9 protein-coding genes are annotated in these 7,193 nt (G+C 42.0%); all 9 read left to right on the plus strand.

Annotation, left to right across the window (positions count from 1 at the left end):
- Positions 1–183: 183 nt before the first annotated feature.
- Positions 184–1,410, plus strand: coding sequence for a hypothetical protein (locus NY607_RS23905; RefSeq protein WP_259420560.1), 1,227 nt, complete (start codon positions 184–186; stop codon positions 1,408–1,410).
- A 20-nt stretch (positions 1,411–1,430) separates the two neighbouring features.
- Complete coding sequence (locus NY607_RS23910; protein WP_259420562.1) at positions 1,431–2,393, plus strand: hypothetical protein; 963 nt, start codon at positions 1,431–1,433, stop codon at positions 2,391–2,393.
- A gap of 62 nt (positions 2,394–2,455) precedes the next feature.
- Positions 2,456–2,698: a helix-turn-helix domain-containing protein gene (locus NY607_RS23915; RefSeq protein ID WP_101967000.1), complete on the plus strand. Its 243-nt coding sequence runs from the start codon at positions 2,456–2,458 to the stop codon at positions 2,696–2,698.
- A gap of 47 nt (positions 2,699–2,745) precedes the next feature.
- On the plus strand, positions 2,746–3,009 hold the full coding sequence (locus NY607_RS23920; RefSeq protein ID WP_259420565.1) for a hypothetical protein: 264 nt from the start codon (positions 2,746–2,748) through the stop codon (positions 3,007–3,009).
- 124 nt (positions 3,010–3,133) lie between these two features.
- Entirely contained in the window at positions 3,134–3,298 is a 165-nt protein-coding gene (locus NY607_RS23925) for a hypothetical protein (protein ID WP_259420567.1), read from the plus strand.
- Positions 3,299–3,751 (plus strand): hypothetical protein, encoded by a 453-nt coding sequence (locus NY607_RS23930; RefSeq protein ID WP_259420569.1) that lies wholly within the window; start codon positions 3,299–3,301, stop codon positions 3,749–3,751.
- Positions 3,751–4,848, plus strand: coding sequence for an SU10 major capsid protein (locus tag NY607_RS23935; RefSeq protein ID WP_259420571.1), 1,098 nt, complete (start codon positions 3,751–3,753; stop codon positions 4,846–4,848). The genes NY607_RS23930 and NY607_RS23935 overlap by 1 nt, the downstream gene beginning before the upstream one ends.
- Before the next feature lie 259 nt (positions 4,849–5,107).
- Positions 5,108–5,443, plus strand: a complete 336-nt coding sequence (locus NY607_RS23940; RefSeq protein WP_259420573.1) for a hypothetical protein — start codon at positions 5,108–5,110, stop codon at positions 5,441–5,443.
- Between the two features lie 287 nt (positions 5,444–5,730).
- Positions 5,731–7,193: tape measure protein (locus NY607_RS23945; protein WP_259420574.1), on the plus strand; the 1,463-nt coding region annotated here is incomplete at its 3' end.

The raw sequence follows: 7,193 nt of genomic DNA on the forward strand, positions 1-7,193 counted from the left end.
CAATAACTACCGGCTACGCCGAGTGTTTCGGCTGAAAAGATGCCTCACACTGTCAGCACTTATTTACATCGTATCTTTAAGGGGGTAAATAGAATACGTGTATTAACGAAGGAATTAACGTTTAAGTAACGGAATTTGTGTACGAATAAGATGCTCTGCACTTTTTATTCCGCAGAAGTGCTGATGCTACTAATATCGGAGGTAATCGTTATGGAAAAGGTAACTGTAATTGACTCGCTTATGGGTGCAGGTAAGACTACTTATGCGATTGATCGAATTAATAAGGCTTCACCATTAGAACGTTTCATCTATGTAACGCCATTCATTGCGGAAATTGAACGTGTTATCGCAGCTGCGGACAAGCGCCATTTTGTTCAACCGACCAATAATGTAGAAGGTGGCCGCAAACTAACGAGTCTTAAGAGATTGATAGAGGATGGCGTTGATATTGCTACTACACACGCGTTATTTGAAACGGCAGACGATGAGCTTCGTGACCTACTGCGTACTAACAATTACACGCTCATCCTTGACGAAGTTATTAATGTAATCGATAAGGCTGGCGTCTCGCCGTCAGACATGCGAATTTTACTCGACAAGGGATTCGTAGAAATGGAATGTAATAGAGTCGTATGGACAGCGAAGGATCACGAATATGAATATGGAGTATTTGACCGTATCAAGTTATTAGCGCAGGCAGGAACGTTATTTTATCATCGTGAGAAGTATCTTATCTATGCGTTTCCACCATCAATATTCGAGACATTTTCGGACGTGTTCGTCTTGACGTATTTATTTGACGCGCAGCTTATGAAATACTACTTCGATTTATATTCCATCCCATACGAGTTAAAAGCAGTCCGTGACGGAGAAATTGTGCCATATGATGCGAAGCGAGAGCCACGTGCTGAATTACTGTCGCTCATGGATATATACGAAGGTCCGTTAAATGATTGTGGGAATACGAACACGGCATTTTCCGGTAGATGGTTCCAGCGTCGTGACAAGCGAGATGAGCTAACTGGAATAAAGTCAAATATGTACACATACATCCGCAGTCATGCGAAAGCTAAAGCCGGAGAGGTATTGTGGACGACTTTAAAAGCACGCCAGCACGACTTAAAAGGTAAGGGATATACGAAAGGATTCTTAGCATTGAATGCTCGTGCCACAAATGAGTATGCGGATCGTTCTACGCTTATGTATTGTTACAATCGTTTCATGAACCCGATTGAGACGTCGTTTTTCCAAGATAATGGGTTGACAGTGAACGAGACGAAATTAGCGTTATCTGATATGTTGCAATGGATATGGCGCAGTCAAATCAGAAATGGTAAGCCAATCAAATTATATGTGCCTGCTAAGCGCATGAGAGATTTACTTTATGCGTGGGCAAAGTACGAAATATAAAAACTAGGGGGATTCAGCCAATGACGAAAGCAGTCGCAGCTAAAATGAGAGCCAGTAAAACAACGTTCGCACTAATCGAATATGCAAAAGCTGAAGGAATCACTATAACGTATGAAAACGTCTATCCAGGCTCTATTTACACGCATAAAATTCTCAAGGCGTACCACTACGTCAAGACTAGCGAAGATATGCCGAAATCTAAGAACCCGTCAATACTTGAGCGGTTTGCAAATGTAGATGACGTACCACTAAAAACTGCGAAGGTTACAACGCTAGAAGGGATGGCTAGAGAGTTTGCTAAATTATCGGAGTATCTGGATCGTCAGCGTATCAAGGCGAATCCGCCTGTTAACGATAAAGCATATGTTGAGCGTTCCGAATTTACAATTACGGATTTATATAATGATTTAATGTCGATAATTGAATGGTCATTGTTCCGATATATGGCGTTGCTTCACACGTTTGGATTCGATGCGCTACCGTATTATTCTACTGTGCTGGATTACTCGTATTACGTCCGCGAGCGTAAGAAGTTTCGGAGATGTAAGTATATGTTTTGTCTGAACATGTTCGCTATTGAAGACGATAACTTACGCGATAGTAAATCAAAGCGAGTAGATAGCCGATTCTGTTGTGATGCATGCCGTAAAGCCTCGCATGAATCGAAAAAGCGATTTGATAAAACAGGCTCGTATTTGCCGATTGAATATTATGCACCTATTTATGGTGAGTCGGCGGATGATCGATATAGACTTCATGAGGAAACGCAGCCCTCCTATAAGGTTGAAACGGAGATAATGAAGAAGAAGCCTATGTTCAAAGTAAAACTGAAAAATGAAAGTTATGAACATGGGGAAATGGTCAAATATAAAACGTTGGCCGAAGCTAAACAGGCCCAAATAATTGCTGAAAAAGTTGATAAAATAGCCGTTTATCGTCAGATTATCCGTCGGACGAACCCCTATATTAGTGAAGGGCAGTAGCCCATTTTATTTTAAGCACCTAGTGTCAAAATTGAACAATTAAATACAAAGGAGGACAAGTGATGAAACCGCACACGATTAAAGCGCTACGTTCGTATCATGGTTTGACTCAAGAAAAGTTCGCTACAAAAATCGGCTTCGCTCGAACAACAATTAGTGAAGTAGAGAACATGCGTAAATATCCGTCAGCTGCGTTATTAGCTGCTATCACTCGACAGTTTGAAATTACAGATGAATTCGTTGCTTTTTTGCGCGACTTCGAAAAAATAAATGGAATTATCCATGATTACACAATAACACATTAATTATCAAACGTAAAGTGTTGAGCTTGGCTAAATAATTGTAAAAGGGGATGACTAAGATTACCGCTGAACTTTGGAGGCAGACAGAAACAACATTTGCACTTTATATCGATAGCTCGCATGAGCGTGAAATCCGTAACATTAAAAGGTCCCGCGATTGGTCAGTCATAGCAACATACCAAAAGAATGGACAAGTCGTCGGTTTACAGTGGCGAGTTCCTGAATCGGACTATCGAGCAGCAAAACGTATAGAAAATCGGATTAACAAAAGTGTACATGAAATCGGGGAAAAGCCTTCGTTAGACACGGGTTAGCGTTGAGATGAACAAACACCTTACCTAATGCTCTATCGTCGCTTAAATCAAGCGAAATGACAGATTCATGTCAATATACGTAGCAAATTTTCAATGGGGTCCAAAACAAGAGGGAGGAATATCTATGACAATCGAAAAACATGAGGTAACTGTAGAAACGAAGATATTTACGCAAGAGGAAGTCAATGAGATCGTTAAAAAGCGTTTAGCTCGCGAACGGAAAAAGAGCGCAGAATTAATTCGGCAATTGTCTGATTACATTCAAGTGCTTTCCGAAGGGGGTGAGTAAATGACAGAAGATCAAATCGAGGTTGTTGAGCAAGTCGATGAGCAGCCAAAAAAAGAAACTCCGGATATAGACGAGTTGCTTGAAAAGGCAAGAGAATTAGACGAGCTTAAAGCAGAAATTGCCGAACAAAAGGCGAGTGCAAAAGAACAAGAAATTCAATCAAAATTTGAACAAGCTGGCGTGACTAACTTTGATAAGTTGCGACCGTTTTTAAATCTGGAAAAACTCGATGATGCTTCATTGGATGAACTAGTCGCAGTTTTATCGGAGGCAAAGCCAAAACCAAAACCGGTCGGCTCTCCAACAAACGCTGGCCAAACAAATGAGCAGGCAGTCTATGAAGCGCAATTACAAGATGCGGCTGCAGTTGCAAAGCGAAGTGGTCGTGCGGAAGACATTGCACGTTATTCAAAACTAAAACAAACACTTAAAAAATTCGGAGGTAGTAGATAATGACATACAATACAATTAAAACAACAAACTTAGTGGGTAAAAAAGAATCGGTAGTAGATGAGGTTTTATTATTAAATCCTAATCAGACGCCTTTAATTAACCTTTTAGGGTTTAGTGCACCAACAACAAATACAGCGCATATTTGGTATGAAGATGAGATGTTCGCAACAACTGCGACAGCTACCTCGCCAGCGACGGAGAGTGATACAACTATTGCAGTTGATAGCGTTGAGCCGTTTGTAGTTGATGCTGTCGTAGATGTTAACGAAGAACGTTTACTCGTAACAGGTATAAATACATTTGACAAAACAATTACAGTTGAGCGTGGCTACTCGGATACAGATGCAGCTCCAATTGTGGTAGGTGATAAGCTTGTATTCCAATTCGTTAAGAAAGCAGAAGGTGCCGACGCAACACAGGCTCGAAGCAAGCAACGTGTTCGAGTCGATAATTATACGCAAATCTTTACTGACACTGTTTCAGTAACGGGATCCGCGGAAGAAGTATCTCAATATGGTATTGACGACTTATATAACTACGAAAAAGCTAAGAAGCAGTTAGAACTTGCGCTGCAACTTGAAAAGGCGTTAATCGGTGGAATCAAGTATGATGATGGTTCTGTACGTCAAATGAGTGGTATTCGCCAATTCATTAAAACCAATGTAGTTAACGCTAGCAATACAGCAGTTAATTTAACTATGCTACGTGATATTGCGCATGCAGTGTTTAAAAATGGTGGGTTAGCTGGCGGAGGTCAGTACGCTTACATCGTTTCACCGGTGCAAAAGGTTGCTATTAGCGATTTACAAAGCGATAAAGTCCGCATTGTTCAATCAGAGACGTCTCGTGGACAAACAGTTGATAAATTAGTTACCGATTTTGGAGAGTTCCCGATTATCATGAACAACAACGTAAAAGACGATGAAATCTTCTTCGTCGATATTAACCGTATGGCAATTAAGCCTTTAGGCGGTCGATCGTTCTTCCATAAGGAATTACCGGAGAATGGCGATAGAAAGTCTGGCATGATTATCGGTGAATACACACTTGAATTTAAGCAAGAGAAAGCACACGCACGTATTAAAAACTTAGGTTAATAGATTCCAAGAGGTTAGCGATTAATTTCGCTGCCTCTTTTTTATTACGGCGGATTATTCCGCCACCAAGCCTTTGATGCGGCGTGAGTCGTGTCTTACCTACGAGGCTGTAAATTGTCATAGGGCATTAGGCGTGGAAAACCTGGTGTCCAATCTCCGAACTCAGCGGTATTGTAGCACCGCATTTTGGGCGTCGTGGCTCCTACCGGCTACGGCGCCTCTTTTTTTTATTCAAAATAACGCAAGGGGGATATAAGGGATGAAACTAATCAAACGTAAGCAGGAAATAACGCAATTACTAGACGATAACGAAATTATACTTGCTGCAGCTAAGTTTGTTGTAGAAGTAGAATGCCTTCGCGGTAAAGTTCCGCAAGTTAAGGTTAAACTGGCAGCAGATTTAAAAGTACCATTACTAGCTATTGCAATGAGTGGCCGTATCCAAGCTGACCATGCTCGTAAACGATTAGAAGCGCTGAATGCAGCTATCGAATATGCCGAGGGTGATAGAAGCGCTCGCAAACGATACATTACAGCAAGCCAACAAGCCGACCGATTGGCTGACGTAGTAGCAAAGAGAGTTGAGCGCATCTAATGGCCGTTAATTTAACCGCGGTGTTTCGTGTTAGAGATATTAACGGAACAAGCCGCCTAAGACGAATCACTCAGACGATGGATAGGATGAATCGTACAACTCGCTCAGCTACGCAAAGTTCGAACTTATATCGAGATGCTAACGGACGGCTACACGATTCGTTGGGGCGATTTGTATCGGAGACCAGCCGAGCGACCAACGCTACTGGCTCGTTAGCCACACGCGTTAATAGTCTACGAGTTGGAACTAATGGCTTAAGCGCATCTCTCGGAGGAACTCAGACTGCTTTGCTAGGCATTGCAAGTGCGTTCTTGACTGCATCAGGATTAGCGAGTGGATTCAGCAATTTTACTCAAGCTGCAGACTCATATTCGAATATCAACGCTCGCCTAGCTAACATTAATGATGGACTGCAAACTCAATCACAGTTACAAGACAAGATATTCAAGGCGTCCCGACGGAGCCGGTCATCCTATGATGAAATGGCATCCAGTGTAGCTAAATTGAACCTACTTGCAAAGGACGCTTTTTCAAGTAACGATGAAGCTATTAGGTTTACGGAATTGATGACTAAGTCCTTTTCTGTCAGTGGTGCTGGACAACAAGAAATGGAATCGGGCATGTATCAATTAACTCAAGCCATGGCGGCTGGAAAGCTTCAAGGTGATGAATTTAGGTCAATCATGGAGAACGCACCTTTATTAGCGCAAGCAATCTCAAATACTGCGGGCGTGAGTATGGGAGCGTTAAAGGAAATGAGTTCAGAAGGTACTATTACAGCGGATTTAATTAAGCGATCCTTATTTAATGCTGCAGACGAGATAGAGGAGAAATTCGGTAATATGCCTATGACTTTCTCGCAAGCTGTAACGGTATTTAAGAGTAGTGCCAAACGGGTGTTTGAACCGCTATTTGACCAGTTTATTGGCTTCGTTAACTCAAAGACATTTGAAAAGCTCGAAAACAAGGCGCATAGCTTCGTGAAGATAGCAGCCAATGGTTTATCGAAGGTATTTAGCGTAGTAAAGTCGTTGTATCAAGTGTGGCAAACGATTGGACCATCTGTCATCAAAGTAGCGAAAGTAATAGGAACATTTGCATTAGTTGCCGGATCCATACTAGCAGTCGTTGGGATTGTCAAATTGGTTGGAATGGCCTTAGCATTTGTCGCAAGTCCAATCGGATTAATTGCCGCCGGTATAACTGGACTTATATTTGGTTTTAAAACTTTATACGACAATAGCGAGATATTCCGTGGTGCTATCGACGGCATAGTTGGCAAGGTTAAAACGCTAATGTCCGCATTCAAGACAGGCGGAACAGGCGGCTTAATCAACGCACTATTCCCACCGGATATTGCAGCGAAAGTTAATACGGCAGTTGACGGAATCAAGACGAAGATTTCCGGATTAATGACTGCGTTCAAAGAAGGCGGATTTAGAGGCGTCCTTGAAACGTTAATATCGCCCGAAGCCATTGACGCTATTGTAACGCGTTTTGCTACTGTGAAAGAGCAGATTACGAGCGTCTTTTCTAATATCGTTGGCTACGTAGTGCCTATTATTCAATCCGTTTGGACCACAGCGCAGCCGATACTTGGCGCTTTGGGCAACGCATTAAAAATCGTAGCTGATATTGCGATGTTAGCATGGAATAACGTATTAGCGCCTGCGATTAACTTCGTTATGAAGTCGTTTCAGATGCTTTGGACAGTCGTAGGTCCTGTGTTAGAGCTTTTCGGTTCTGTTAT

The sequence above is a fragment of the Lysinibacillus sp. A4 genome (assembly GCF_024919535.1).
Lineage (GTDB): Bacteria > Bacillota > Bacilli > Bacillales_A > Planococcaceae > Lysinibacillus > Lysinibacillus capsici.

What these genes read in the sequence shown, in the direction of transcription:
- NY607_RS23915 (WP_101967000.1), top strand. Translation starts at nt 2,456, where the DNA reads ATGAAACCGCACACGATTAAAGCGCTACGTTCGTATCATGGTTTGACT.
- NY607_RS23925 (WP_259420567.1), top strand. Translation starts at nt 3,134, where the DNA reads ATGACAATCGAAAAACATGAGGTAACTGTAGAAACGAAGATATTTACG.
- NY607_RS23940 (WP_259420573.1), top strand. Translation starts at nt 5,108, where the DNA reads ATGAAACTAATCAAACGTAAGCAGGAAATAACGCAATTACTAGACGAT.
- NY607_RS23930 (WP_259420569.1), top strand. Translation starts at nt 3,299, where the DNA reads ATGACAGAAGATCAAATCGAGGTTGTTGAGCAAGTCGATGAGCAGCCA.
- NY607_RS23935 (WP_259420571.1), top strand. Translation starts at nt 3,751, where the DNA reads ATGACATACAATACAATTAAAACAACAAACTTAGTGGGTAAAAAAGAA.
- NY607_RS23910 (WP_259420562.1), top strand. Translation starts at nt 1,431, where the DNA reads ATGACGAAAGCAGTCGCAGCTAAAATGAGAGCCAGTAAAACAACGTTC.
- NY607_RS23905 (WP_259420560.1), top strand. Translation starts at nt 184, where the DNA reads ATGCTACTAATATCGGAGGTAATCGTTATGGAAAAGGTAACTGTAATT.
- NY607_RS23920 (WP_259420565.1), top strand. Translation starts at nt 2,746, where the DNA reads ATGACTAAGATTACCGCTGAACTTTGGAGGCAGACAGAAACAACATTT.